This window comes from Streptomyces sp. NPDC058284 (assembly GCF_042881135.1).
Lineage (GTDB): Bacteria > Actinomycetota > Actinomycetes > Streptomycetales > Streptomycetaceae > Streptomyces.
Genome location: NZ_JBHVYE010000009.1, coordinates 45,757 through 70,728, shown reverse-complemented (window position 1 = coordinate 70,728; position 24,972 = coordinate 45,757). Strand labels below are relative to the sequence as shown.

Below are 24,972 nucleotides of genomic sequence, written 5' to 3'. Positions count from 1 at the left end.
GGAATCAGCCTCTCCCCAGGAGCAGTCGGGCCTCGCCGACCGTGATGACGGAACCAGTGATGAGTACGCCGCCACCGGCGTACTCCCCCTCCTCCTCGGCGAGGGTGATCGCCGCCTCCAGGGCGTCGTCCAGACGCGGCTCGACCTGGACGCGGTCGTCGCCGAAGACCTCGACGGCGAGTCCGGCCAGCGTGTCCGCGTCCATCGCCCGGTGGCTGGAGTTCTGCGTGACGACGACCTCGGCGAAGATCGGCTCGAACGCTTCGAGGAGCCCCCTCATGTCCTTGTCGTCGCTCGCGCCGACCACGCCGATCAGCCGGCTGAAGTCGAAGGCCTCGCTGATCGCGGCGGCCGCGGCGCGGGCGCCCGCCGGGTTGTGCGCGGCGTCGAGGACGACGGTGGGCGAGCGGCGCACCACCTCCAGGCGGCCCGGCGATGACACCGAAGCGAAGGCCTTGCGGATCGTCTCGATGTCCAGCGCGCGCGTGTGCTGCGAGCCGATGCCGAAGAACGCCTCGACGGCGGCGAGCGCCACCGCGGCGTTGTGCGCCTGGTGCTCGCCGTGCAGCGGCAGGAAGATCTCCTCGTACTCACCGCCGAGGCCGCGGAGCGTCAGGAGCTGACCGCCGACCGCCACCTGGCGGGCGACGACGCCGAACTCCAGGCCCTCGCGGGCCACCGTCGCGTCGACCTCCACGGACTTCTTCAGGAGTACCTGTGCGGCGTCCACCTGCTGCTGGGCCATGATCACCGTCGCGCCCGGCTTGATGATGCCGGCCTTCTCCTTGGCGATCTCGCCGACCGTGGAACCGAGGCGGTCCGTGTGGTCCAGGTCGATGGGGGTGATGACGGCGACCGAGCCGTCGATCACGTTCGTCGCGTCCCAGCTGCCGCCCATGCCGACCTCGACGACGGCCACGTCCACGGGGGCGTCGGCGAAGGCCGCGTACGCCATGCCGGTGAGCACCTCGAAGAACGAGAGGCGGTACTCCTGCTGGGAGTCGACCATCTCCACGTACGGCTTGATGTCGTTGTACGACTCGATGAAGCGCTCGGCCTCGACGGGCGCGCCGTCCAGGCTGATGCGCTCGGTGATCGACTGGACGTGCGGCGAGGTGTAACGGCCGGTGCGCAGGTCGAAGGCGGAGAACAGCGCCTCGACCATGCGGGCCGTGGACGTCTTGCCGTTCGTGCCCGTGATGTGGATCGAGGGGTACGCGCGCTGCGGCTCGCCCAGGACGTCCATCAGCGCGGCGATGCGGCTGACGGAGGGCTCCAGCTTCGTCTCGCCCCAGCGGCCCGCGAGCTCCGCCTCCACCTCGCGCAGCGCCCTGTCCACCTCCGGGTCGGTGGGGCGGGCGGGGACATCGCCCTGGGGCGGGCCCGCCTGGGTGCGCAGGGTGCGGCTGCCCGCCTCGATCACGGCGAGGTCGGGATCGCGGTCCGTCTCGGCACCGACGATCTCCTCGAAGGCGTCGTCGGGCTCGGCGGGTCGGTCGTCGTCATGCGGGGGGAGGTCACTCACGCACGCCAGTCTACGGAGCGGCGCCGACACGTGCGGTCAGGACCTCCAGGTAGTTCGGCGCACAGACCGCACGCGGACCCTGCGCGGACCTCACGCGGACCCTACGCGGACCTCACGCGGACCCTACGCGGACCTCACGCGGCCCTCCAGGGCCTTCGTCGGGACTTTCGACCTGTCCGATTCGGGACCTTCGACCCTCCGTTCGGCGGCCCCACCGGGCAAACTTGGCGATCATGGACATAGGTATCGACCTCGGCACTGCGAACACCCTCCTCTACGTGCGCGGCAAGGGCATCGTGCTCAACGAGCCGTCCGTGGTCGCCGTGCGGGCGAGCCGTGGAGGCAAGAGCGGCGTGCTCGCCGTGGGGGCGGAGGCCAAGGAGACGATCGGGCGCACGCCCGGGTCCATCACCGCCATCCGGCCGCTGCGGGACGGTGTGATCAGCGACTACGAGGCCGCCGAGGAACTCATCCGGCACTTCGTGCGCAAGGCGGTACCCGGGCGCAGGCCCCGTACGCGCATGGTCGTCTGCGTGCCGAGCGGGGTCACGCCCGTCGAGCGGCGCGCGATCGTGCACGCGTCGCAGCGGGCCGGGGCGCGGGCCGTGCACCTGATCGAGGAGCCGATGGCGGCGGCCATCGGGGCGGGCCTTCCGGTCGCCGAGCCGCGCGGCTCGATGGTCGTCGACATCGGCGGCGGCACGACCGAGGTCGCGGTGATCTCCCTGGGCGGCATCGTCACGGCCCAGTCGCTGCGGGTGGGCGGCGACCGCCTCGACACGGCCATCACCGACTTCGTGCGCAAGGAGCACGCGCTGCTCATCGGCGAGCGCACCGCAGAGGACATCAAGGTCGCCATCGGGTCCGCGTGGCCGGTGCCGGGCGAGGACGCGCTGGAGATGCGGACGTTCACCGTGCGGGGACGGGAGAAGGTGGGCGGCCTGCCCAAGACCGTGGACCTGACGGCGCGTGAGGTGCGGGCCGCTCTGGACGAGCCGGTCGAGCAGATCATCGCGGCGGTCAAGGCGACGCTGGAGGAGTGCCCGCCGGAGCTCTCCGGCGACATCATGGAGCACGGCATCGTGCTGACGGGCGGCGGGGCGCTGCTGCCCGCGCTGGACCTGCGGATCGCCTCCGCCACGGGGATCCCGGTCTTCGTCGCGGACGACCCACTGGACAGTGTGGCGCTGGGCTGCGGGAAGTGCGTGGAGGACTTCGACGGGCTCGAACGGGGCTTGACCGCGGCGTAGGCCTCCCGCGCGGGGGCGGCGGCCTGCGGCCCCCTCCCGGAGGCTGCTGTGGCTCGGCCGCGGGCCGGACATGGCTGGTCGCGCAGTTCCCCGCGCCCCTGGGTGGTCCTGCCCCTCCGCCCGCCGAAGGTGCCGCCAAAGGGGCGCGGGGAACTGCGCGCTCGGCCCCCGGCGGCCCGCAGGCGAAGAACGCGCTCAGCCCCAACAGCCCCGCACCCGGCACCCCGCACCGGGACCCGCACCCGGCCGACGGCCCCCTCACGCCTCGGCCAGCCGCCCCGCGGACAACGTGGCGCACACCTCGTACACCCGCCCCCGCGGCCCCGCCGCAAACGTTCCGCCCACCGCCCGGATCCGCTCCGCCATCCCCGTCGTCCCGGTGCCCGCGGAGACCGGCGCGGTCACGGGGGCCGCGGCGGGCAGCGGGTTGCTGACGGTGATCCGCAGGCGGTCGCCCGCCAGGTCCACGCGGACCGTCACCCTCTCGCCCGGCGCGTGCTTCGCCGCGTTCGTCAGGCACTCCTGGACCACCCGGTGGACCGCCGCCTGGCGGAGCGGGGAGAGGCGGTGGGCCGCGTCGTCGATCAGGAGGTCGACGGGGCTGCCCGCGCGGCCGCTGCGCTCGGCGAGTTCGGGGAGCGCGTCGATGCCGGGGGTCGGGGCGCCGTCCGTGCCGCGCTGCACGATGATCTCGTTCAGCATCCGGTGCGCGCTGCGCGCCGCCTCCGAGAGTTCCTCGAAGTCCTTCTCGAAGGGCCCGCCCGCGGCCCTGCGCCCCAACACCTGCGACCGCACGCTCAGCAGCGTCAGCTCGCGCCCCACGAAGTCGTGCACGTCCCGCGCGACGCGGGCCCGCTCCTGCTGGACGGCGTGCAGTGTGTCGGTCTCCGCGCGCTGCGCGGCGAGCGCGCGGACCAGGTCCTGTCGGTTCGCCGCGACGCCGACGCCCGCCGCGAGCACACCGATCGGGACGACGAGGCTCAGGAAGGCGCCGAGCGTGTCCCCCCGGTGGACCGGCCAGCCCGGCAGGTTGAACATCACGTACGCGAAGCCGACGTAGCCGATGACCCCGAGCGTGCCCGCGAGGCGGCCCCGGTAGCGCGCCAGGGAGTACAGCGCGAACTGGGCGAGGGTCAGCTCGTGCAGCCAGCTCAGCAGGAAGAGGGCGACCGCGTACGGCAACCAGGGCAGCCTGCGGCGCAGCAGGAGGAAGGACGCGCCGGCCGCGAGGACCAGGGCGGCGAGCGGTCCCGTGAGGGAGTTGTCCGCCTCGGCGAGGCCGGGGACGTCCAGGCTCATCAGGGCGAAGGCACTGGCCGCCGTGAGCACGTCCTGCGTGCGCGGTGACTGCGACCAGCGATCATCCAGGCGGCCCACCGCGGCCGCCGCCTGGCGAATCGCCTGGGCGGCGGGCAGGTTGCGCATGCCTTCCATCATCCAAGGTCTTTCGGCCCTTTCCACCGGACCTAGGTCCTCGATTTGGTGATGTGCCGCACTCCGCGCCCTTGTGGGCGAATCATCCGGTTGTGCACACAACGGGTGTACTTTCGGCGCGGCTGCGCCGTCTCGGTGCACTCCGGGGGTCAAATCGGACCATGTGGTATGCCCAGAACCCCTCCAGGCGGACCCATCAGCTCGCCGGCGACGCCGGGGTGCTCCTGTGGACCGCGCTGTGGGCCACCGTCGCCGTCATCGCGTACCGGCTGGCCTGTCTGCTCGCCCTCCCCCGCGCCATACAGGAGCACAGCGCGCCGCTGCCACTGGTCGGCGAGCGCGTCGACCTCGTGCTGTGGCGTCTCGCCGAGGCCGTCGACGCGATGGATCCGGTGATCGTCCGGATCGCCGTGGCCGTCGGTGCCCTCGCCCTCTTCGTCCTGCCCGTCGGCCTCATGCTCGCCGCCTGGCTGCCGCGCAGGCTGCGCTGGATCCGGCAGGCGGCCGCCGCCCGGGACCTCGCCGCCTCCGACGACGGCCGCGAGATCCTCGCCCTGCGCACCCTGCTCAGACCGCTGCACGAAGTGGCGATCATGGCGGCGAACATGGCGGGCGCGACGCCGGGCAGCCTCGCCGAGGGCTGGCGCAACGGCGATCCGCAGACCCTGGAGGCGCTGGCCGAGGCGGAACTCGAACGGCTCGGTCTGGACCTGCTGCCGCGCGTCCCTGAGGAGCACGGGCCCATCGGCCGGCAGGCCACCGGCCCGGTCGCCGAGTCGATCACCTAGGCGTACGCCCGGCCGTACATCTGGCCGTACGCCTGGCCATACGTCTGGCCGTACATCTGGCCGTACGCGCGAAGGCCCCGGGACCGATGTGGCGGTCCCGGGGCCTTCGACTGCGCGGGTGCTACGCGGCCGGCAGTGCCTCCAGCTGCGCCTGCAGGCGGGCGATGTCGGCCTCGGCCTTGGTGAGGCGGCCGCGGATCTTGTCCACGACCTGGTCGGGCGCCTTCGCCAGGAACGCTTCGTTGCCGAGCTTCGCCGTGGCCTGCGCCTTCTCCTTCTCGGCGGCGGCCAGGTCCTTGGCCAGGCGCTTGCGCTCGGCCTCGACGTCGATCGTGCCGGACAGGTCGAGCGCGACGGTGGCGCCCGAGACCGGCAGCGTCGCCGTCGCCGTGAAGGCGTCGCCCTCGGGCTGGAGGCGCAGCAGCTGGCGGATGGCCGCCTCGTGCGGGGCCAGCGCGGTGCCGTCCAGGGTCAGGCGGGCCGGGACCTTCTGGCCCGGCTGGAGGCCCTGGTCGGCGCGGAAGCGGCGGACCTCCGTGATGACCTGCTGGAGGGTCTCGATCTCGCGCTCGGCCGCCGCGTCGCGGAAGCCGCTGTCCGACGGCCAGTCGGCGATGACGAGCGACTCGCCGCCGGTCAGTGCCGTCCAGAGCGTCTCCGTCACGAACGGCACGATCGGGTGGAGCAGGCGCAGGGTGACGTCCAGGACCTCGCCGAGGACGCGGGCCGAGACCTTCGCGCCCTCGCCGCCCGCCATGAACGTCGTCTTGGACAGCTCGACGTACCAGTCGAAGACCTCGTCCCACGCGAAGTGGAAGAGGGCGTCGGAGAGCTTGGCGAACTGGTAGTCGTCGTAGAGCGCGTCGACTTCGGCGACCGTCGCGTTGAGGCGGGAGAGGACCCAGCGGTCGGTGGCGGACAGCTGCTCGGCCGGAGGCAGGTCGCCCTCGATCGTCGCGCCGTTCATCATCGCGAAGCGCGTGGCGTTCCAGATCTTGTTGGCGAAGTTGCGCGAGCCCTGGACCCAGTCCTCGCCGATCGGCACGTCCGTGCCGGGGTTGGCGCCGCGGGCGAGCGTGAAGCGCAGGGCGTCCGAGCCGTACTTGTCCATCCAGTCCAGCGGGTTGACCGCGTTGCCGAAGGACTTCGACATCTTCTTGCCGAACTGGTCGCGGACCATGCCGTGCAGCACGATCGTGTGGAACGGCGGGGTGCCGTCCATCGCGTACAGGCCGAACATCATCATCCGGGCGACCCAGAAGAAGAGGATGTCGTAGCCGGTGACCAGGACGGAGTTCGGGTAGAACTTCGCGAGGCTGTCGGTCTGCTCGGGCCAGCCGAGCGTGGAGAACGGCCACAGGCCCGAGGAGAACCACGTGTCGAGCACGTCGTTGTCCTGGCGCCAGCCCTCGCCGGTGGGCGCCTCGTCGTCGGGGCCGACGCAGACGACCTCGCCGTTCGGGCCGTACCAGACGGGGATGCGGTGGCCCCACCAGAGCTGGCGCGAGATGCACCAGTCGTGGAGGTTGTCGACCCAGTCGAAGTACCGCTTCTCCATCTCCTGCGGGTGGATCTCGACCTTGCCGTCGCGGACCGCGTCACCGGCGGCCTTGGCGAGCGGGCCGACCTTGACCCACCACTGCATCGACAGGCGCGGCTCGATGGTGGTCTTGCAACGCGAGCAGTGGCCCACGGAGTGGGTGTACGGGCGCTTCTCGGCGACGATGCGGCCCTCGGCGCGCAGCGCGCCGACGATGGCGGAGCGGGCCTCCAGGCGGTCCAGGCCCTGGAAGGGGCCCGGCACGGTGATGACCGCGTGCTCGTCCATGACCGCGATGTTCGGCAGGGAGTGGCGCTGCCCGATCTCGAAGTCGTTCGGGTCGTGCGCCGGGGTCACCTTGACGGCGCCGGTGCCGAACTCGGGGTCGACGTGCTCGTCGGCGACGACCGGGATGGTGCGGTCGGTCAGCGGCAGCTTGATCTGCTTGCCGACGAGGTGCTTGTACCGCTCGTCGTCGGGGTGGACGGCGACGGCGGTGTCACCGAGCATCGTCTCGGCGCGGGTGGTGGCGACGACGAGCGTCTCGTCCCCCTCGCCGTACTTGATCGAGACGAGCTCGCCGTCGTCGTCCTGGTACTCGACCTCGATGTCGGAGATCGCCGTCAGACAGCGCGGGCACCAGTTGATGATGCGCTCGGCGCGGTAGATCAGCTCGTCGTCGTAGAGCTTCTTGAAGATGGTCTGGACGGCCTGCGAGAGGCCCTCGTCCATCGTGAACCGCTCACGCGACCAGTCCACGCCGTCACCGAGACGGCGCATCTGCCCGGAGATCTGACCGCCGGACTCCCCCTTCCACTTCCAGACGCGCTCGATGAACGCCTCGCGCCCGAGGTCGTGGCGGGACTTGCCCTCCTTGGCGAGCTCGCGCTCCACGACGTTCTGGGTGGCGATGCCCGCGTGGTCCATGCCGGGCTGCCAGAGCGTCTCGTGGCCCTGCATGCGCTTGCGGCGGGTGAGGGCGTCGATCAGCGTGTGCTCGAAGGCGTGGCCCAGGTGGAGCGCGCCCGTCACGTTCGGCGGCGGGATGACGACGGTGTACGGGGGCTTCTCGCTCTTCTCGTCGGCGGAGAAGTAACCGCGTTCTACCCAGCGCTCGTACAGCGGCCCCTCTACCTCGGCCGGCGCGTACTGGGTCGGCAGTTCGGGAGTGGTCGCTGGGGGCTGCTGCTGAGCGTTCTCGGTCACGCGGTCAGTTTAGAGGGGTCGCGCGGCGGTCCCGAAACCGGAATCTTCGGTAACGGTTGGCCGTGGGGCCCCCACGGAACCCCGGCTTCGTTCAGGATGTCCGGGACACGTCAGCATTCTCGGGGGGACCCACACCATGAGCAACAACCAGCCGGACCCGTACGGGCAGCAGCCGGGGCAGCCGGGGCCGTACGGGCAGCAGCCCCAGCAGGGTTACGGTCAGCCGCCGCAGCAGCCGCAGCAGCCACAGCCCGGCTACGGCTACCCTCAGCAGCCGCCCCAGGCCCCGTACGGGCAGGTCCCGCCGCCCCCGCCGCCCGGTGGCGGCAAGAAGAAGACCGGCCTCGTCATCGCCGCCGTCGCCGTGGTCGCGGCCATCGGCGTCGGCGCGTACTTCGTCTTCGGCGGGGGCGACTCGGCCTCGGTCGAGGACGACGGCGCGCACAAGCTGGTGCCGCCGGCCTCCGTGGGCGAGTACAAGAAGGGCGGGGACGACGGTCCCGACGACGGTCCGCTCGGCTCCGGCGACAAGAAGAACGCCGAAGCCGTCGGCATCAAGAACCCCGAGAACGTGGCGGCCTCGTACCGCTCCGGATCGGCCATGAAGGGGAAGCAGATGAGCTTCCAGGGCATGTACGGCGAGATCGACGACCCGGAGAAGGCTGTCGACAACGGCTTCGCCAAGGCCGACGAGAACACCGAGAAGGAGTCGGACAAGTCCACCGACGCCGGTGACAAGGTCGAACTCGTCGGCAGCCCCGAGAGCGTCGACCCCGACGGCCTCGACAACGCCGTCATGAAGTGCCAGACCGCAAGCATCAAGGACGACGGCGACGAGACGAAGCTGCCGATCTGCATCTGGGCCGACCACAGTACGTACGGCATCGTGTTCGGCGTGGACGTGGCGGCGATGGCGAAGGGCGGCGGTGGCGGTCTGGCCGCGGACGAGGTCGCCGGGTTCGCCGCCGACCTGCGCAAGGCGGCCCGCGTCAAGGCGTAGCGGAGCACAGGTGGACGAAAGCCCCGGGGCGGTGCGCCGTCCCGGGGCCATGACGTCCGCCGTACGCACGCCCGCCCGTACGTCCGGCCCCTGGAACAGCCGTTCAACAACCTCGCATCGATCCGGCCCTGGGGCCCAACCCCGTGCGCCCGTCCGACAGGATGTTCGCAACATATAAGCATCGGGAGGGAACCCCAGTAATGAGCTACAACCAGCCGGGCCCGTACGGCGGGCAGCAGCCCCAGCAGCCCGGGCCGTATGGCCAGCAGCCGCAGCAGCCGGGCCCCTACGGCCAGCAGCCGCAGGCGCCCCAGCCCGGCTACGGCTACCCCCCGCAAGCCCCGCAGCAGGCGCCCCAGCAGGGTGGCTACAGCCAGCCCCAGCAGCCGGGCCCCTACGGGCAGCAGCCCCACTACGGCCAGATGCCCCCGCAGGCCCCTTACGGGCAGGTCCCGCCCCCGCCGCCCGGCGGCGGCAAGAAGAAGACCGGCCTCATCATCGCCGCCGTCGCCGTGGTCGCCGCCGCGGCTGTCGGCGGCTACCTCGTCTTCGCGGGCAGCGACGACGACAAGGGCGGCGGCAAGAACGGCGGCTCATCGAACGTCGCGGGGGGCGGTGGCGAGGACGGCGGCATCAAGGACGACGGGCCGCACACGCTGACCACGCCGTCGACCGTCCTGACGGAGTACAAGAAGAACGAGGAGCAGTCCGACGGCCTCAACAGCATCGACCTGGACAAGGCCGAGGCCGCCGGGGTGAAGAACCCCAAGGACGTGCACGCCGGGTACCAGTCGGGCAGCAAGGACAACCCGATGGCGCAGAAGATACTGAGCTTCGGCGGCGTGTACGGGGACATTGCGGACCCAGAGGGCGTCGTCGACCACATGTTCACGAACGCCAAGGAGAAGAACGAGACGTCCGGCAGCGACACCGGCCGGAAGGTCACGCTGGTCGGCGAGCCCAAGGAGTACAAGCCCGCCGAGCTCAACGGCGCCGTCCTGAAGTGCCAGGAGATGAAGGTCGCCATGGGCGGCGGAGCGGGCGCCTCCGGCTCCACTGCCGGTACCTCCGGCTCCTCGGCCGGCGCCTCGGGACCGGGCGAGATGTCCGCCGCCACCTGCATCTGGGGCGACCACAGCACCATCGGCTACGTCGTCACCACGGACGTCGCGAGCGCGCTCTCGGGTACGTCGGTCGACCTCGACGAGGCCGCGACCACCACGGCCAAGTTCCGCGCGGAGGTCCGCGTCAAGAGCTGACGCCCTGCCGGGCCCGCCGCGGCCCGTCGTTCCCGGCATGACGGGGCCCGGTCATCAGGCCGGGCCCCGCTGCGTCAGGATGTCAGGAACACATAAACGTTCCGAAGGGGGACCCCACCCATGAGCTTCAACCAGCCGGGCCCGTACGGACAGCAACCCCCGCAGCCCGGCCCGTACGGTCAGCAGCCGCCACAGCCCGGCCCGTACGGTCAGCCGCCGCAGGGCGTCCCGCCGCAGCAGCCCGGCCCTTACGGGCAGCCCCCACAAGCCCCGCAGCCCGGCTACAGCTACCCCCAGCAGGCTCCCCCGTCGCAGCCCGGTTACGGCTACCCGCAGCAGGCGCCCCAGCAGGGCGGCTACAGCCAGCCCCAGCAGCCGGGCCCCTACGGGCAGCAGCCCCAGGCCCCCTACGGCCAGATGCCCCCGCAGGCCCCTTACGGGCAGGTCCCGCCCCCGCCGCCCGGCGGCGGCAAGAAGAAGACCGGCCTCATCATCGCCGCCGTCGCCGTAGTCGCCGCCGCGGCTGTCGGCGGCTACCTCGTCCTCGCGGGCAGCGACGACGACAAGGGCGGCGGCAAGAACGGCAGTACATCGAACGTCGCGGACGGCGGCGGCATCAAGGACGACGGACCCCACACCCTGACCACGCCCGCCACGATCCTCGGCGAGTACGAGAAGAGTGACGACGACAGCGGCGGCTTCAACTCCAGCGACCTGACGGCCGCCGAGAAGGCGGGCGTGCAGGACCCCCAGGACGTCGACGCCTCCTACCAGGCGGGCGACGACAGCAATCCCCTGGGCCAGAAGGCCATCCAGTTCATGGGCGTCTACGGCGACATCGACGACCCCGCGAAGGTCGTCGACGCCATGTTCGCCAAGCTGGAGAAGGACTCGCAGGGCAAGGACTCGGAGACCGGCGAACTGGTCGGCAGCCCCAAGGACTTCGGCACGAGCGCCGCGGCCCTCAAGTGCCAGGAGTCGGTGATCGAGAACGACAGCGCGGGCAGCAGCTCGTCGGCCCCCAAGGAGATCCACATGCCGGTCTGCATCTGGAGCGACCACAGCACGCTCGGCGTCGTGGTCCCCGTCGAGGTCGCGAACGCCATGGCGGGCAAGGTCTCGCTCAGCAACGCCTCGGCCACCACGCTCAAGGTCCGCAAGGCGGTCCGCGTGAAGGTCTGACACACCGAAAGGGGACGCCCCGCGATCACTCGCGGGGCGTCCCCTTCGGCGTACTGCCGACCTGCTTCGCCGTTACGCGGACTTCTGCTCCCCGGCACCCGGACCCCGCGCCTCGCGCGGCACCAGCGTCGGGTTGACGTTCGAACGGACGACGTCCGCCGTGATGACGACGCGGGCCACGTCCTTGCGGGACGGCACCTCGTACATCACCGACTGGAGGACTTCCTCCATGATGGCGCGCAGGCCGCGCGCGCCGGTCTGGCGGAGGATCGCCTGGTCCGCGATGGCCTCCAGGGCCTCGCGCTCGAAGTCCAGCTCCACGCCGTCGAGTTCGAACAGGCGCTGGTACTGCTTCACGAGCGCGTTGCGCGGCTCGATCAGGATCTGGAGCAGGGCCTCGCGGTCGAGGTTGTGGACCGAGGTGATCACGGGGAGGCGGCCGATGAACTCGGGGATCATCCCGAACTTCACCAGGTCCTCCGGCATGATGTCCTCGAACTGGTCCTTCTCCTCCAGCTCGCGCTTCGAGCGGATGGTGGCGCCGAAGCCGATGCCCTTCGCGCCCGCCCGCGACTCGATGATCTTCTCGAGGCCGGCGAAGGCGCCGCCCACGATGAAGAGCACGTTCGTCGTGTCGATCTGGATGAACTCCTGGTGCGGGTGCTTGCGGCCGCCCTGCGGCGGTACGGAGGCCGTGGTGCCCTCCAGGATCTTCAGGAGCGCCTGCTGGACGCCCTCGCCACTCACATCGCGGGTGATCGAGGGGTTCTCGCTCTTGCGGGCCACCTTGTCGATCTCGTCGATGTAGATGATCCCGGTCTCGGCCTTCTTGACGTCGTAGTCGGCCGCCTGGATCAGCTTGAGCAGGATGTTCTCGACGTCCTCGCCGACATAGCCGGCCTCCGTCAGCGCCGTCGCGTCCGCGATGGCGAACGGGACGTTCAGCATGCGGGCGAGCGTCTGTGCCAGGAGCGTCTTGCCGGATCCTGTCGGGCCGAGCAGCAGGATGTTGGACTTCGCGAGTTCGATCGCGTCGTCACGGCCCTGCGCGCCGCCGTTCTCTCCGGCCTGGACCCGCTTGTAGTGGTTGTACACCGCTACCGAGAGGGCCTTCTTCGCGGGCTCCTGGCCCACGACGTAGCCCTCAAGGAATTCGTAGATCTCGCGAGGCTTGGGAAGTTCCTCCCAGCGCACCTCGCTCGTCTCCGCGAGCTCTTCCTCGATGATCTCGTTACAGAGGTCGATGCACTCGTCGCAGATGTACACACCGGGGCCTGCGATGAGCTTCTTGACCTGCTTCTGACTCTTTCCGCAGAACGAGCACTTGAGCAGATCGCCGCCGTCACCGATGCGTGCCACGAGGTGCTTCCCCTTCGCCTGGGAGACGCCACGTTCAGCGGCTCCTGGTGCCTCATATCCGACGGTACCCTGCCGGGCCCCCCGTTCGGGCCCCCCTTGGCACGGTTCACTTCGACGCGAGTCGTACGCGAACCATGCCAAGGAGCGGCAGATGCTACAGCTCTGCGTCAGGCAACCGCGGAATTGTTCATCTTCCGGGTGGAGATGATCTGGTCGACCAAGCCGTAGGAGAGCGCGTCCTCGGCCGTGAGGATCTTGTCGCGCTCGATGTCGTCGCGGATCTTCTCGATCGGCGTCGTGGAGTGCTTGGCCAGCATCTCCTCCAGCTGCGCACGCATCCGGAGGATTTCGTTGGCGGCGATCTCCAGGTCGGAGACCTGACCGCGGCCGGTCTCGCTGTAGGGCTGGTGGATCAGCACGCGCGCGTTCGGCAGGGCCATGCGCTTGCCCGGCGTACCGGCCGCGAGGAGCACGGCGGCGGCGGAGGCGGCCTGGCCCATGCAGACGGTCTGCACGTCGGGCTTCACGAACTGCATCGTGTCGTAGATGGCCGTGAGGGCCGTGAACGAGCCGCCCGGGCTGTTGATGTAGATCGAGATGTCGCGGTCCGGGTCCATCGACTCCAGGCACAGGAGCTGCGCCATGACGTCGTTGGCGGAGGCGTCGTCGATCTGCACGCCGAGGAAGATCACGCGCTCCTCGAAGAGCTTCGCGTACGGGTCGTACTCGCGCACGCCCTGCGAGGTGCGCTCGACGAAGCGCGGGATGACGTAACGGGACTCGGCGCTGGCGCCGGTGAACTCGGCCTGGCCGCTCTCGGCCTGCGCGCGCCCGAGGAGGCCGCTGCCGGGGAAGTTGTTCATCTCTGGTTTCTCCTGAGAGGGGAGGGGCTTGGGTACTGGCTTCGGGGCGCTGAGCACGGGGCTCAGGCTCCGGTGCCGCCCCCGCCCGGCATACCGGCGGCGCTGGACATGATGTCGTCGATGAGGCCGTACTCCTTGGCCTCCTGCGGGTCGAACCAGCGGTCGCGGTCCGAGTCGCGCGTGACCTGCTCGACGGTCTGACCGGTGTGGTGCGCCGTGAGCTCGGCCATCTTCTTCTTGGTGAGAAGGAGGCGCTCGGCGTGGATCTTGATGTCCGACGCGGAGCCCGCGAGGCCCGCGGACGGCTGGTGGATCAGGATCTCGGCGTTCGGCAGGGCGAAGCGCTTGCCCGGCGTACCGGCGCTGAGCAGGAACTGGCCCATCGACGCCGCCATGCCCATCGCGATCGTCACCACGTCGTTCTTGATGTACTGCATGGTGTCGTAGATCGCCATGCCGGCCGTGATCGAGCCGCCCGGGCTGTTGATGTAGAGGTAGATGTCCTTGTCCGGGTCGGAGGCAAGGAGCAGCAACTGTGCGGTGATCTTGTTGGCAATATCGTCGTCGACCGGCTGGCCGAGGAAGATGATCCGCTCACCGAGCAGCCGGTTGTAGACCTGGTCGCCGAGGCCACCACCGATGGAGGGGTCGCCGGCGGCGGAGGGCATCAGATTCGTCACGTATCCACCTGCTCGTCTTGCGACGGCGCCGGGCCGTCTCACGTCTTTTTGGGACCTGGGACCCCGCGTGCTCGCCGCTCCGGGGCGGCTTCGGGGACTCCCCTGCCCTCGTATTCATGGACCCTAACGCGCGGGGTCCCTCCGGGAATCCCGGAGAACCAACTGTTCGCTGTGAGCGCAGGTTCTGGCGGGGGCGCCTTGACCAGTGCCGGTCGTGCCCCGTAAGGGGCGCGGGGAACTGCGCGAGCAACCCCCACGAGCCGCACCCGCCATGGGGCTCGCCGCGGCAGACGCGCCTGCGGCCCCGTAGGGGCTGATCGCGCGGTTCCCCGCGCCCCCAAAGACACCGGGCCCCCGGGACCGAGAAGTCCTGGGGGCCCGGTGTGCGAGCGTCAGAGCGAGGCTCAGGCCTCGGTCTTCTCCTCGGAGGCGTCGGAGGTCGCCTCGGTCTGCTCACCCTCGGCGGCAGCCGTCTCGTCCTCGTCGTCCAGGTCGACGACCTCGCCGTTCGTGTCCTTGACCGACGCCGCCTCGACGACGACCGCGAGGGCCTTGCCGCGGGCGACCTCGCCGACCAGCATCGGGACCTGGCCGCCCTCGACGACGGCCTGGGCGAACTGGTCGGGGGACATGCCGGAGGACTGCGCGCGACGCATGAGGTGCTCGGTGAGCTCCTCCTGGTTCACGTTCAGCTTCTCCTTGTTGACGAGCTCGTCGAGGACGAACTGCGTCTTGATGCCCTTCTCGGCCTGGTCCTTGGTCTCGGCGTCGAACTCTTCCTCGGTCTTGCCCTGGATCTCCAGGTACTTCGCGAGGTCGAGGCCCATCTGGCCGAGCTGGTGGTTCACCAGGTTGTGCTTGCGGGTCTGGATCTCGTCCGCGAGGAGCTTCTCGGGGACGGGGACCTCGACCAGCTCGAGCAGCTTCTCCAGGACGCGCTCCTGGGCCTGCGTGGCCTGGTCGTACTGCTTCATGTTCTCGAGGCGCTTGCGGCTGTCGGCCTTCAGCTCGTCGAGGGTGTCGAACTCGGAGGCGAGCTGCGCGAAGTCGTCGTCCAGCTCCGGCAGTTCGCGCTTGGCGACCTGGGTGACCTTGACGGTGACCTCGGACTCCTTGCCGGCCGCGGAGCCGCCCTTGAGCTCGGAGGTGAAGGTGGCCTCGCCACCGGCCTCCAGGCCCTTCACGGCGTCGTCGATGCCCTCGAGGAGCTCGCCGGAGCCGATCGTGTAGGAGACGCCGGACGCGACGCCGTCCTCCAGGACCTCGCCCTCGACCTTGGCCTCCAGGTCGATCGTCACGACGTCGCCGTCCTCGGCGGCACGCTCGACCGGGGACGTGGAGGCGAAGCGCTCGCGCAGCTCCTCGACGGCCTTGTCGACGTCCTCGTCGCTGACCTCGACCGCGTCGACCTCGACCTCGATGCCGGAGTAGTCCGGGATCTCGATCGCGGGACGGATGTCGACCTCAGCGGTGAAGTTGAGGGTCTCGTTGTCCTTCAGCTCGGTGATGTCCACCTCGGGCTGGCCCAGGACGTTGAGCTCGGCCTCGTTCACGGCCTCGGTGTAGAACTTCGGGAGCGCGTCGTTGACGGCCTCTTCGAGGACGGCGCCGCGGCCGAACCGCTGGTCGATGACACGGGCCGGGATCTTGCCCTTGCGGAAGCCCTTCACCGTGACCTGCTGGTTGATCTTCTTGTAGGCCGCGTCGAGGCTGTCCTTGAGCTCCTCGAAGGGCACCTCAACAGTGAGCCGAACCCGGGTCGGGTTCAGGGTCTCCACGGCGCTCTTCACGGTTCGGTCTCCTTGGGGCTGACTTCTTGGGATTGAGCCCGGCTCAGAGACACACGGGCACACAGCTTGCATAGTAACGGCATGCAGGAGCCGAGCCACAATGCGATCTTGCAGGGCGTCCCACGGAGGGGGAGGTGGGGAGGAACAAGGTGGTCGGGGTGGCGGGATTTGAACCCACGGCCTTCCGCTCCCAAAGCGGACGCGCTACCAAGCTGCGCCACACCCCGTCGGTGCGACACGTAGGGTACATGCCCGCAGGCAGTGCGGCCCCCGGTTGAACGGGACCGGGTGAGGGGGGCGTGCGGCGAGGGCCCATGACCCGCTACGATGCCTGTCGTGCCGCGGCTTCCGCGTCGTGGCGCGAACTGTGCGGGCGTAGCTCAATGGTAGAGCCCTAGTCTTCCAAACTAGCTACGCGGGTTCGATTCCCGTCGCCCGCTCTCACGAGAAAACCCCAGGCCGGGAACGGTCTGGGGTTTTCTGCGTTCCGGGCGGCCCGCCGGGCCGCCCGCGCTCCGGCGCGCAGCACCGGAGGGCGCGGGTCCGTGAGGGGTCTTTGCGCCCCGCCCCATAACGGGTTGTAGGGGAGGCGCATAGCGCGCCCTCAGGGACGTATCGCGCCCCATACCGGCCCGCCGGTCCGCCGGAGTCCGGGCGCTCCGCGGCTGCCGCGCCGCTCAGCGGACCGGGAGCTTCGCCGTCACCGGCTGTTTCCGGCCTGTCACGCTCAATCGTGACAAATGAACCCTTGTGGGTCCGCGGATCACTCTCGGACGATCGGTCCCTCCCACCCGTACTTCCAGGAGGAATCCGATGACCGATCGCCTGTCTCTCGGACCGGATGCCGCACGGCAGCTGGCGACCGCCACCAAGACGGTTCCCCAGATGCGGGGCATCACGCCGCGGTACCTGCTGCGGGCCCTGCCCTGGGTCGACGTGGACTCCGGCGTCTACCGCGTCAACCGCCGCCGCACCTACGTGCTCGGCGACGACCGCATCACCACGTACGACGAGAACGGCACCACGCGCGTGGTGCCCGGCGACTTACGTGAGGTGCCCTACCTGCGCGAGGCCGACGACGCCACCGTGGCCGAGCTGGCCGACGCCTTCACCGAGGTGACGTTCGAGCCCGGTCAGGTGCTCGTCCAGGAGGGCGACCGGGCGGACCGGCTGTGGGTGCTCGTGCAGGGGCGGGCCGAGAAGCGGGTCACCGGGCGGTACGGCGAGGACGCGCTGCTCGACGTCGTCGGCGACGGACAGTTCTTCGACCTCTGCGCGTGGACCGGCGAGGAGCCGATGCCGTACCGCGTGCAGGCCCTCACCCGCGGCACCGCGCTCTGCGCCGACCGCGCGGCCCTCACGGCGATCGCCGAGCGGGACGGGGCGACGTGCACGGCGATCGCCGCCTACACCGCCGACGACGGGTCACTGCCGGGCGGCGAGGTGCCGGTGGACCTGGCCTCGGGGCACGTCGGCGAGCCCGACCTGCCGGGGACCTTCGTGGACTACGAGGACGCGCCCCGCGAGTACCACATGACGCTCGCCCAGACCGTGCTGCGCGTGCACACCCGCGTCGCCGACCTCTACAACGGCCCCATCGACCAGACCCGGGCCCAGGCCAACCTGACCATCGCGGCGCTGCGGGAGCGGCAGGAGGCCTCGCTCCTGAACCACCCGGAGTTCGGCCTCTTCAACAGCGTCAGCGCCGGGCAGCGCGTACAGGCCCGCACCGGCGCGCCCACCCCCGACGACCTGGACGAGCTGCTCGCGAAGGTGTGGAAGCAGCCCGGCTGCTTCGTCGCGCACCCCAGGGCGATAGCGGCCTTCGGGCGGGAATGTACGCGGCGGGGTGTGCCCCCGGTGACGGACAACCGGTTCGGCAGTCCGCTGCTGACCTGGCGCGGGGTGCCGCTGCTGCCGTCCGACAAGGTGCGGTTCAGCAACGGCGTGGGCGCCCACACGGGTACCACGGAGATCCTGCTGATGCGGATGGGCGAGGCCGAGCAGGGCGTGGTGGGGCTGCGGCCCACCGAGGTGCCCGACGAGGTCGAGCCCGGTCTGTCCATGCGGAACATGGGCGTCGACAACAAGGGCATCACCTCGCACCTCATGACGGCGTACTTCAACACGGCGGTGCTCGTGGAGGACGCCATCGCGGTCCTCCAGAACGTCGAGGTGGGCAACTACCATGACTATTCGTGACCTTGTGGGCACGGCCGCCTCACCCGCCGCCGCTCCTCAGGTGGCACAGCCCGCCGCCGCTCCGCAGCTCGCACAGCCCGCCGCCGCGCCACAGGTCGTGGAGCCCGCCGCGCCCGGCGCCTTCTCCGCCGAAGCGGTGCGGCAGGACTTCCCGATCCTGCACCGCACGGTGAACGGCCATCCGCTGGTGTGGCTCGACAACGCCGCCACCACCCAGAAGCCGCGCCAGGTCATCGAGGCCCTCACCGCGTACTACACCACCGCCAACTCCAACATCCACCGCGGCGCCCACACCATGGCGCGCGAGGCGACGGAGCTGTACGAGGGCGGGCGCGCGGCGGTGGCCTCGTTCCTGGGGGCCGAGTCGCCGGAGACCGTCGCGTTCACGCGCGGGACGACCGAGGCGATCAACCTGGTCGCGCAGACCTGGGGGCGGGCCAACCTCGGCCCCGGCGACGACATCCTCGTCCCCGTCCTCGAGCACCACTCGGACATCGTCCCCTGGCAGATGATCGCGAAGGAGACCCGGGCCAGGGTGGTCCCTGTCCCGCTGGACGCCGACGGGCAGATCGACCAGAACGCCTTCGCGGACCTGCTCTCCTACCGCACCCGGCTGGTCGCGGTCAGCCAGGCGTCGAACGTGCTCGGCACCGTGCCGCCGGTCAGGGAGATGGCCGCGCTCGCCCACCGCTACGACGCCAAGGTGCTCGTGGACGGCGCCCAGGCGGTCGCCCATATGCCCGTCGACGTACAGGATTTGGGAGCCGACTTCTACGCGTTCTCCGGGCACAAGCTGTTCGCGCCCACCGGTATCGGCGCCCTCTACGCGAAGCCGGAGGTCATGGCGGCGCTGAAGCCGTGGCAGGGCGGCGGCAACATGATCGAGTCCGTCTCCTTCGAGCGGACGGCGTTCGCTCCCCCGCCGCACCTCCTGGAGGCGGGCACCGGGCACATCTCCGGCGTGGTCGGCCTGCTGGCCGCGCTGGACTGGCTGTCCGGCTTCGACAGGGAGGCCATCGCCTCGTACGAGAACGCGCTGATGGCGTACGCGCAGCAGGCGATGGCCACGGTTCCGGGGCTGTCCGTGCTGGGCTCAGCGCCCGACCGGATCGCGGTGCTGACCTTCACGCTCGCGGGCCGGGATCCGGCCACGGTGGCCGACTGGCTGGACCGCGACGGGATCGCCGTCCGCGCGGGCCACCACTGCGCGCAGCCCGCGCTCGCGCACTACGGCCTGGAATCGGCGGCCAGGGCCTCGCTGTCGCTCTACAACACGTCACAGGACGTGGACCAACTGGTGGCGTCGCTCCGGGCGTTGCAGGGAGCGTCCCGAGCGGACGGCTCCGGCGGCGCCGGCCTCAGAAGCTGATCGAGTTGATGGTCTCCGCCAGTTGGTTCAGGAAGCGGTTTATGGAGGGCGCCATGCCGGTCGAGGCGAGGAAGAAGCCGAAGAGCACCGCGACGATCGCGGGGCCCGCCTTGAGCGATCCCCCGCGGATCAGCACCACAAGGATGATCGCCAACAGCAGTACCACTGACAGCGAAATGGCCACACTGATCACACCCTAGGTCGGTCACTCTCCCGGCCCGGGGGGTACGGCCCCGCACACCCCCGCCAGGGACCATCGTGCCACCAACGCGGCCCCCTTATGCGGGCGGTGACACATCGTCGGCCAACGCTTTGCGGGCCCGGCGGGCGGGGCCGCCCTAGGGGCGTATGAACGGCGCGTCCGCGCGCGGCAATTCGGCAGCGCGCGGGCAGCCGGAATTCGACGTGATCGTTGCCATCGCCACACACGGCGTTCGCAGGAAATTCGAATTGTCGCCAGACGCACACCGCCGACGCGTAACTCCGTCGAACTCTCCGGCCAACCGGACATTCCACCGGAGTCGCCCGCAGACGTTATGCACCATTTAAACCGGATGAGTTGTGACGTACAGGGCAGAACATCGCCGCATCTCTTTGTCGACTCGGGCGAATCCCGAGTGCTCCACAGCCCTTAAACGGGATTCCGCTCCGTCATTGACAGAGATTGCGATGCCGTTAGTGACGAGGGTTTTACGAAATCGCCGGGGCGCGGCTAGGGTGCCTCAGATGTTCCACACTGCCACCACCCCCGCAGGCGCAGTGCGGTCCCGGGTCGTCCCACCGAGCTCTTGGTGGGAGGGCCTGTGACCAACTCGGTGCACCCGCACGGACGCCACCGGGCGCCGCTCCCCCCGGCCCAGGTGCCGGCGGCCGGAGTCCCGACTCCCCGCGCCCACCATCCGATCCCGCAGGCCGCCACGACCCCCACCACGAGCGGCCACCGCACCACCCCGAGCGGATCGAAGCCCGCCAAGCAGCGCGACGCGTTCTTCGACAACGCCAAGTACCTGGCGATCGTCCTCGTGGCGATGGCCCACGCATGGGAACCCCTGACGGATCACAGCCGCGCCGCCGAGGCGCTGTACATGACCGTCTACACCTTCCACATGCCCGCGTTCATCCTGATCTCCGGCTACTTCTCGCGCAGCTTCGACATGCGGCCCGACCGCCTCAAGCGGCTCGTCACCGGCGTGGCCGTGCCGTACGTCATCTTCGAGGTCGCGTACTCCCTGTTCAAGCGCTGGGCGGACGACGACCCCGGCCAGCCGATCAGTCTGCTCGACCCCTGGTACCTCACCTGGTTCCTGGTGGCGCTCTTCGTGTGGCGGCTCACCGTGCCACTGTGGAAGATCGTGCGCTGGCCCGTGCCGCTCGCCCTGGCCATCGCCATGCTCGCCGTGATCTCACCCGACATCGGCGACGACCTCGACCTGCAGCGCGTACTGCAGTTCATGCCGTTCTTCGTACTCGGCCTCTTCATGAAGCCCGAGTACTTCCAGCTGGTGCGCCGCCGTGAGGTGCGGATCCTGTCGGTGCCGGTCTTCGCCGCCGCGCTCGTCCTCGCGTACTGGGCGGCGCCCCGGATGACCTCCGTGTGGTTCTACCGCCGGGACAGCGCCCAGGAGTTGGGCGTCCCGTGGTGGGTCGGCATCGTGATGACGCTGGCGCTCTTCGGTTGCTCGGTGGTGCTCACCGCGTGCTTCTTCGCGTGGGTGCCGCGCCGCAAGATGTGGTTCACGGTCCTCGGCGCCGGCACGCTGTACGGCTACCTGCTGCACGGCTTCCTCGCCAAGGGCTCCCGCTTCTGGGGCTGGTTCGACACCTACGACTGGCTGCACCGGCCGGCCGGCGAGATCTTCGTGACCGTGGTCGCCGCGACCGTGGTGACCCTCCTGTGCACGCCACCGGTACAGCGGATGTTCCGTTTCGCGATGGAGCCCAAGATGGAGTGGGCGTTCAAGCGGGACGCGGCGGCGCTGGCCAGGGAGCGGACCAGGGCCACGTAGCGCGACGCGCTGCAGCCGCAACAGGGCGCGCCTGACGGTGTACTTCTCCGTCAGGCGCGCCCTTGTCATTGCTCGGCTTCCTGGGGACCCCCAAGAGCTGCATCACCTGGCCCGCAACGCCGCCCTCGCCGGGATCGTCGCCGAGGCCAGGCCCAGGGTCAGGATCGCGGCCACGAACGAGCCGTAGACCAGCGGGGGGATGTACGGGGCCTGGCCGGTCAGGCCGTTCATCATCGGGACGAGGGTCGCCAGGGCGATGGCCGAGCCGATGACGATGCCCGCGCAGGCGACGAGCAGCGCCTCCCAGCGGATCATCCGCATGACCTGGCGGCGGGTGGAGCCGATCAGGCGGAGCGTGCCGAGTTCGCGGCGGCGGTCGAGGACCGTCATCACCAGGGTGTTGACGACGGCGACGGCCGCGAAGCCGCCGAGCACGGCCGCCATCGTGGTGTTGGCCCAGGCGTTGAGTTCGCGGTCCATGGACTGGGCGGTGGCGTAACCGTCGCGGTCCCGCAGGGTGCCGAGTCCCGCGAGGGCCTGCGCGGAGCCCCCCTTCGCCCAGATCTCCTGGGTGAAGGACGAGGTGACGTGCTGCTTCAGGTCGGCGGCGGCCATGGTCACCTGGGAGAGGCCAAGACCCCTGCCGTACGTCGCCACGACCTTCGGCGACGCCTTGGTGCCGTCGGGCAGGCGGACGTCGATGCGCTCGCCGGTCTTCACGTGCGCGGAGTCGGCGAGGCGGGTGTCGACGGCGACCTCGCCCCTGCCGAGCGCGAGGGCGCCCGTCTCGACCTTCAGGTCCTGGACCTCTGCGAGGTCGGCGGCGGAGCCGGTGACGCCCTGCGCCGACGCGGACTCCAGCCAGCGGTCGCCGCCCGAGCCCACCGGGACGAGGACGGACGTCTTGAGCAGGCCGACGGCCGCGGTGACGCCGTCGGCGTGGGCCGCCTTCGTCACCTCGCCCGGGGCGAGTCCCGCCTCGCGGCTGACGATGTGGTCCGCGGTGATGCCCGCGCGCTGCTGGTCGGCGGCGACGCGGTCCTCGCTGGTGTGCATGAAGACGAGGACGGAGGAGAAGGCCATGGCGAGCACGATGGGGGTGATGGCGGAGGCCAGCCGCCGGGCGTTCGTACGGGAGTTGGCGGCCGCGAGCGAGGCGGACGCGCCCGCGCCGCGCAGCGGGAGCCCGAACAGGGCGGCGCAGCCGCGGGCCACCAGCGGGCCGAGCAGGGCCACGGCGAGCATGAAGAGCATGATGACGCCGAGCGCCGCGTTCGCCGCGTCCTCGCCGGTGTTGTTCGCGGCGAACCCGGCGAAGACGACGCCGCCGACCGCCGCGGCGACGCCGAGCGGTGTACGGATCCAGCCGGGGCCCGCCCGCTCCACGGAGGCCTCGCTCAGTGCCTGGCCGGGCTTGATGCGGGAGGGGCGGCGGGCGGCGAGGTATCCGGCGCCGAGCGCCGTGAGGACGGCGACGCCGATGGCGGAGACGAGCGGGACGAAGGAGACCGACAGGTTCACGGCCTCGGGGATCGCGCCCTTCTCCTTGAGCCGGCCGAACCACCAGTTGGCCAGGGCGATCCCGGGGAGCACGCCGATCGCTCCCGCGAAGGGCGCGACGAGCAGGGTCTCGGTGGCGATGGTGCGGCGGATCTGGCGCGGGGTGGTGCCGATGGCGCGCAGGAGCGCGTACTCGCGGGCGCGCTGGCCGACGGAGAGGGCGACGGTGCCCGCGGCGGTGAACACGGCGGTCAGGGCGGCGATGCCGCCGAAGGAGCCGCCGAGGCCGGTCAGCATGTCCTTGGCGTAGGCGAGTTCGGAGCCTTCGGCGGCGCTGCGGTCGTCGCCGGTGTGGACGGTGGCCCTGTCGCCGAGCGCCTTTGCCACCTGCGCCTTCAGGGTGTCCGGCGAGACGCCCGCCTTGGGCAGGACGGCGATGGCGTCGATGCGGCCGGGGTGGCCGGAGAGGCGGACGGCCTCGGAGTCGGCGAACCAGGCGGTGGGCGGGGCGTCCGCGGTGCGCACGGTGCCGGAGACCCGGAAGTCGCGCGGCCCGTCCGCCGTGGTGAGCGTGGTGCGGTCGCCGACGGCGGCGCCGGGCGCGGCGAGGACGACCTCGCCGGGGTGCGGGGCGCGGCCCGCCGTCAGCTTCTCGCCGGTGAAGGCGGTGGCGCCCCAGCCGTGCGCGGTGACGCCCTTGTCGCCGGAGCGGACGGGGAAGGTGACGTCGGGGACGGCGGTACGTGCGCCGGGCACCGCACCGGCCTCGGCGACCAGGGAGCCGTCGATCCGCGCCCGGTCGGGCAGCGGTGTGTCCGTCTCGGACTTGCTGTCGCCGCTGCCGGTGACGAAGTGGGCGGACTGGTCGGCGGCGGCGACCACGGGGGCGCCCGCGTAGCGGGTGGGCGGCACGGAGGCGCGCACCCCCGTCTCCAGGAGGATGCCGCAGGCGGCCACGATCAGCGAGGCCATCATCAGGGCGACGAAGGTGCCCGCGAAGGCGGCGGGTTTGAAGCGGACGGCCGCGCGGGCGAGTCCGTTGGGCGCGTACGCCATTACGCGGCCACCCCCGCGTACGCCGGGACGGTCAGGGTCGTCATCCGGTCGGCGATCCGCGCGGCGGAGGCACGCTCCAGGTGGTCGACGATGGAGCCGTCGGCGAGGAAGAGGACGCGGTCGGCGTAGGCCGCGGCGGCCGGGTCGTGGGTGACCATGACGACGGTGGCGTTCATCCCGTCGACGGCCGAGCGGAGCAGGCCGAGGATCTCGGTGGCGGTGGTGGTGTCCAGGGCGCCGGTCGGTTCGTCGGCGAAGATCACGTCGGGTTCGGTGACCAGGGCGCGGGCGATGGCGACGCGCTGCTGCTGGCCGCCGGAGAGCTGTCCGGGGCGGCGGCGCCCCTTGTCGCCGAGGCCGACGCGGGCCAGCATCTCGGCGGCCTTGCGGCGGTCGGGGCGGTGGCCCGCGAGGCGCATCGGCAGGACGACGTTCTGCTCGACGGTCAGCGAAGGCAGCAGGTTGAAGGCCTGGAAGACGAAGCCGAGGCGGGTGCGGCGCAGGGCGGTGAGCTTGTTCTCGCTCATGCCGGTGATCTCGGTGCCGCCGAGGTGGACGGTGCCGGCGCTCGGCCGGTCCAGGCCCGCCGCGCACTGCAGGAAGGTGGACTTGCCGGATCCCGAGGGGCCCATGACGGCGGTGAAGCTGCCGCGGGGCAGGGCGAGGTCGATACCGGCGAGGGCGTGCACGGCACCCGGGCCGCGGCCGTACTGCCGGCGGACTCCGCGCAGTTCGACGGCCCAGTCACCGGGCCGGCCGCTCGGCATCGGAGGCATCGTGGCCGCCTTCGTGCCCTGTTCGGCCCGGTACTTCCGTCGCAGCCCCATGGCTGTGCCCGCCTTCCGTTCGTACGTCCTGATCGATGTCTCGAACGTACGGATCCGGGGGCCCTCGCGACCATGAGGACGGCTGGCGAACGCGGGGTGGGGAGAACCCCACCCCGGTCGTACGGAAAAGGGCCGC

General features: G+C 70.8%; 18 protein-coding genes and 2 tRNA genes. 9 read left to right on the top strand and 11 right to left on the bottom strand.

The annotated features are described in order from the left end of the window. Positions 1-4: 4 nt before the first annotated feature. Positions 5-1,525, bottom strand: coding sequence for a bifunctional folylpolyglutamate synthase/dihydrofolate synthase (locus ACFVYR_RS15115; RefSeq protein WP_384257517.1), 1,521 nt, complete (start codon positions 1,523-1,525; stop codon positions 5-7). 233 nt (positions 1,526-1,758) lie between these two features. Here ACFVYR_RS15115 and ACFVYR_RS15110 point away from each other — a divergent pair, with 233 nt between their 5' ends. After that, the gene (locus ACFVYR_RS15110) at positions 1,759-2,775 is read left to right on the top strand and encodes a rod shape-determining protein (RefSeq protein ID WP_384257514.1); all 1,017 of its coding nucleotides are present in this window, start codon (positions 1,759-1,761) and stop codon (positions 2,773-2,775) included. Between the two features lie 258 nt (positions 2,776-3,033). On the opposite strand, the gene ACFVYR_RS15105 is transcribed toward ACFVYR_RS15110, so the two are convergent. Next, positions 3,034-4,200, bottom strand: coding sequence for a sensor histidine kinase (locus tag ACFVYR_RS15105; protein ID WP_384257511.1), 1,167 nt, complete (start codon positions 4,198-4,200; stop codon positions 3,034-3,036). Between the two features lie 170 nt (positions 4,201-4,370). On the opposite strand from ACFVYR_RS15105, the gene ACFVYR_RS15100 reads away from it, so the two are divergent. Further along, positions 4,371-4,997 carry a hypothetical protein gene (locus ACFVYR_RS15100; protein WP_384257509.1) on the top strand — a complete coding sequence of 209 codons (627 nt, stop codon included), beginning with the start codon at positions 4,371-4,373 and terminating at the stop codon, positions 4,995-4,997. A 121-nt stretch (positions 4,998-5,118) separates the two neighbouring features. Here the strand turns inward: ACFVYR_RS15100 and ACFVYR_RS15095 are convergent, their stop codons facing one another. Beyond that, the gene (locus ACFVYR_RS15095; protein WP_384257506.1) at positions 5,119-7,743 is read right to left on the bottom strand and encodes a valine--tRNA ligase; all 2,625 of its coding nucleotides are present in this window, start codon (positions 7,741-7,743) and stop codon (positions 5,119-5,121) included. A gap of 136 nt (positions 7,744-7,879) precedes the next feature. Here ACFVYR_RS15095 and ACFVYR_RS15090 point away from each other — a divergent pair, with 136 nt between their 5' ends. The 3 genes from ACFVYR_RS15090 to ACFVYR_RS15080 all read left to right on the top strand — a co-directional run bounded on the left by ACFVYR_RS15090 (position 7,880) and on the right by ACFVYR_RS15080 (position 11,184). Then, on the top strand, positions 7,880-8,743 hold the full coding sequence (locus ACFVYR_RS15090; protein ID WP_384257503.1) for a hypothetical protein: 864 nt from the start codon (positions 7,880-7,882) through the stop codon (positions 8,741-8,743). Positions 8,744-8,943: 200 nt separating this feature from the next. Then, a complete protein-coding gene (locus ACFVYR_RS15085; protein ID WP_384257500.1) occupies positions 8,944-10,002 on the top strand; it encodes a hypothetical protein in 1,059 nt (352 codons plus the stop codon). Positions 10,003-10,122: 120 nt separating this feature from the next. Next, on the top strand, positions 10,123-11,184 hold the full coding sequence (locus tag ACFVYR_RS15080; RefSeq protein ID WP_384257497.1) for a hypothetical protein: 1,062 nt from the start codon (positions 10,123-10,125) through the stop codon (positions 11,182-11,184). A 72-nt stretch (positions 11,185-11,256) separates the two neighbouring features. Here the strand turns inward: ACFVYR_RS15080 and clpX are convergent, their stop codons facing one another. The 5 genes from clpX to ACFVYR_RS15055 all read right to left on the bottom strand — a co-directional run bounded on the left by clpX (position 11,257) and on the right by ACFVYR_RS15055 (position 16,103). Next, positions 11,257-12,543, bottom strand: coding sequence for an ATP-dependent Clp protease ATP-binding subunit ClpX (gene clpX / locus ACFVYR_RS15075; RefSeq protein ID WP_384257494.1), 1,287 nt, complete (start codon positions 12,541-12,543; stop codon positions 11,257-11,259). 167 nt (positions 12,544-12,710) lie between these two features. Continuing rightward, positions 12,711-13,406 carry an ATP-dependent Clp protease proteolytic subunit gene (locus tag ACFVYR_RS15070; protein WP_384257491.1) on the bottom strand — a complete coding sequence of 232 codons (696 nt, stop codon included), beginning with the start codon at positions 13,404-13,406 and terminating at the stop codon, positions 12,711-12,713. A gap of 62 nt (positions 13,407-13,468) precedes the next feature. Then, positions 13,469-14,074, bottom strand: a complete 606-nt coding sequence (locus ACFVYR_RS15065) for an ATP-dependent Clp protease proteolytic subunit (RefSeq protein WP_190538051.1) — start codon at positions 14,072-14,074, stop codon at positions 13,469-13,471. 416 nt (positions 14,075-14,490) lie between these two features. Then, positions 14,491-15,876, bottom strand: coding sequence for a trigger factor (tig, locus tag ACFVYR_RS15060; protein ID WP_384257488.1), 1,386 nt, complete (start codon positions 15,874-15,876; stop codon positions 14,491-14,493). A 150-nt stretch (positions 15,877-16,026) separates the two neighbouring features. Then, positions 16,027-16,103, bottom strand: a tRNA-Pro gene (locus tag ACFVYR_RS15055). A gap of 142 nt (positions 16,104-16,245) precedes the next feature. Between ACFVYR_RS15055 and ACFVYR_RS15050 the strand changes: the two genes are divergently transcribed. From ACFVYR_RS15050 to ACFVYR_RS15040, 3 genes are all read left to right on the top strand, one after another. Further along, positions 16,246-16,316: transfer RNA gene (locus ACFVYR_RS15050), tRNA-Gly, on the top strand. Positions 16,317-16,689: 373 nt separating this feature from the next. Beyond that, positions 16,690-18,078, top strand: a complete 1,389-nt coding sequence (locus tag ACFVYR_RS15045; RefSeq protein WP_384257485.1) for a family 2B encapsulin nanocompartment shell protein — start codon at positions 16,690-16,692, stop codon at positions 18,076-18,078. Beyond that, positions 18,065-19,447, top strand: coding sequence for a SufS family cysteine desulfurase (locus ACFVYR_RS15040; protein WP_384257482.1), 1,383 nt, complete (start codon positions 18,065-18,067; stop codon positions 19,445-19,447). The genes ACFVYR_RS15045 and ACFVYR_RS15040 overlap by 14 nt, the downstream gene beginning before the upstream one ends. Here ACFVYR_RS15040 and ACFVYR_RS15035 read toward each other — a convergent pair. Further along, a complete protein-coding gene (locus ACFVYR_RS15035; RefSeq protein ID WP_030783273.1) occupies positions 19,437-19,631 on the bottom strand; it encodes a hypothetical protein in 195 nt (64 codons plus the stop codon). The genes ACFVYR_RS15040 and ACFVYR_RS15035 overlap by 11 nt on opposite strands. Positions 19,632-20,250: 619 nt before the next feature. On the opposite strand from ACFVYR_RS15035, the gene ACFVYR_RS15030 reads away from it, so the two are divergent. Next, positions 20,251-21,453, top strand: coding sequence for an acyltransferase family protein (locus tag ACFVYR_RS15030; protein ID WP_384257479.1), 1,203 nt, complete (start codon positions 20,251-20,253; stop codon positions 21,451-21,453). 102 nt (positions 21,454-21,555) lie between these two features. Here the strand turns inward: ACFVYR_RS15030 and ACFVYR_RS15025 are convergent, their stop codons facing one another. Next, positions 21,556-24,009 carry an ABC transporter permease gene (locus tag ACFVYR_RS15025; protein WP_384257476.1) on the bottom strand — a complete coding sequence of 818 codons (2,454 nt, stop codon included), beginning with the start codon at positions 24,007-24,009 and terminating at the stop codon, positions 21,556-21,558. Beyond that, entirely contained in the window at positions 24,009-24,785 is a 777-nt protein-coding gene (locus ACFVYR_RS15020; RefSeq protein WP_384257561.1) for an ABC transporter ATP-binding protein, read from the bottom strand. Before ACFVYR_RS15020 ends, ACFVYR_RS15025 begins: the two co-directional genes overlap by 1 nt. Positions 24,786-24,972 lie beyond the last annotated feature (187 nt).

Bases quoted from the DNA above. Each gene is read 5' to 3' on its own strand.
- ACFVYR_RS15090 (WP_384257503.1), top strand. From the start codon at position 7,880: ATGAGCAACAACCAGCCGGACCCGTACGGGCAGCAGCCGGGGCAGCCG.
- ACFVYR_RS15070 (WP_384257491.1), bottom strand. From the start codon at position 13,406: ATGAACAACTTCCCCGGCAGCGGCCTCCTCGGGCGCGCGCAGGCCGAG.
- ACFVYR_RS15105 (WP_384257511.1), bottom strand. From the start codon at position 4,200: ATGCGCAACCTGCCCGCCGCCCAGGCGATTCGCCAGGCGGCGGCCGCG.
- ACFVYR_RS15040 (WP_384257482.1), top strand. From the start codon at position 18,065: ATGACTATTCGTGACCTTGTGGGCACGGCCGCCTCACCCGCCGCCGCT.
- ACFVYR_RS15085 (WP_384257500.1), top strand. From the start codon at position 8,944: ATGAGCTACAACCAGCCGGGCCCGTACGGCGGGCAGCAGCCCCAGCAG.
- ACFVYR_RS15045 (WP_384257485.1), top strand. From the start codon at position 16,690: ATGACCGATCGCCTGTCTCTCGGACCGGATGCCGCACGGCAGCTGGCG.
- ACFVYR_RS15025 (WP_384257476.1), bottom strand. From the start codon at position 24,009: ATGGCGTACGCGCCCAACGGACTCGCCCGCGCGGCCGTCCGCTTCAAA.
- ACFVYR_RS15100 (WP_384257509.1), top strand. From the start codon at position 4,371: ATGTGGTATGCCCAGAACCCCTCCAGGCGGACCCATCAGCTCGCCGGC.
- ACFVYR_RS15065 (WP_190538051.1), bottom strand. From the start codon at position 14,074: ATGCCCTCCGCCGCCGGCGACCCCTCCATCGGTGGTGGCCTCGGCGAC.
- ACFVYR_RS15020 (WP_384257561.1), bottom strand. From the start codon at position 24,785: ATGCCTCCGATGCCGAGCGGCCGGCCCGGTGACTGGGCCGTCGAACTG.
- ACFVYR_RS15080 (WP_384257497.1), top strand. From the start codon at position 10,123: ATGAGCTTCAACCAGCCGGGCCCGTACGGACAGCAACCCCCGCAGCCC.
- ACFVYR_RS15110 (WP_384257514.1), top strand. From the start codon at position 1,759: ATGGACATAGGTATCGACCTCGGCACTGCGAACACCCTCCTCTACGTG.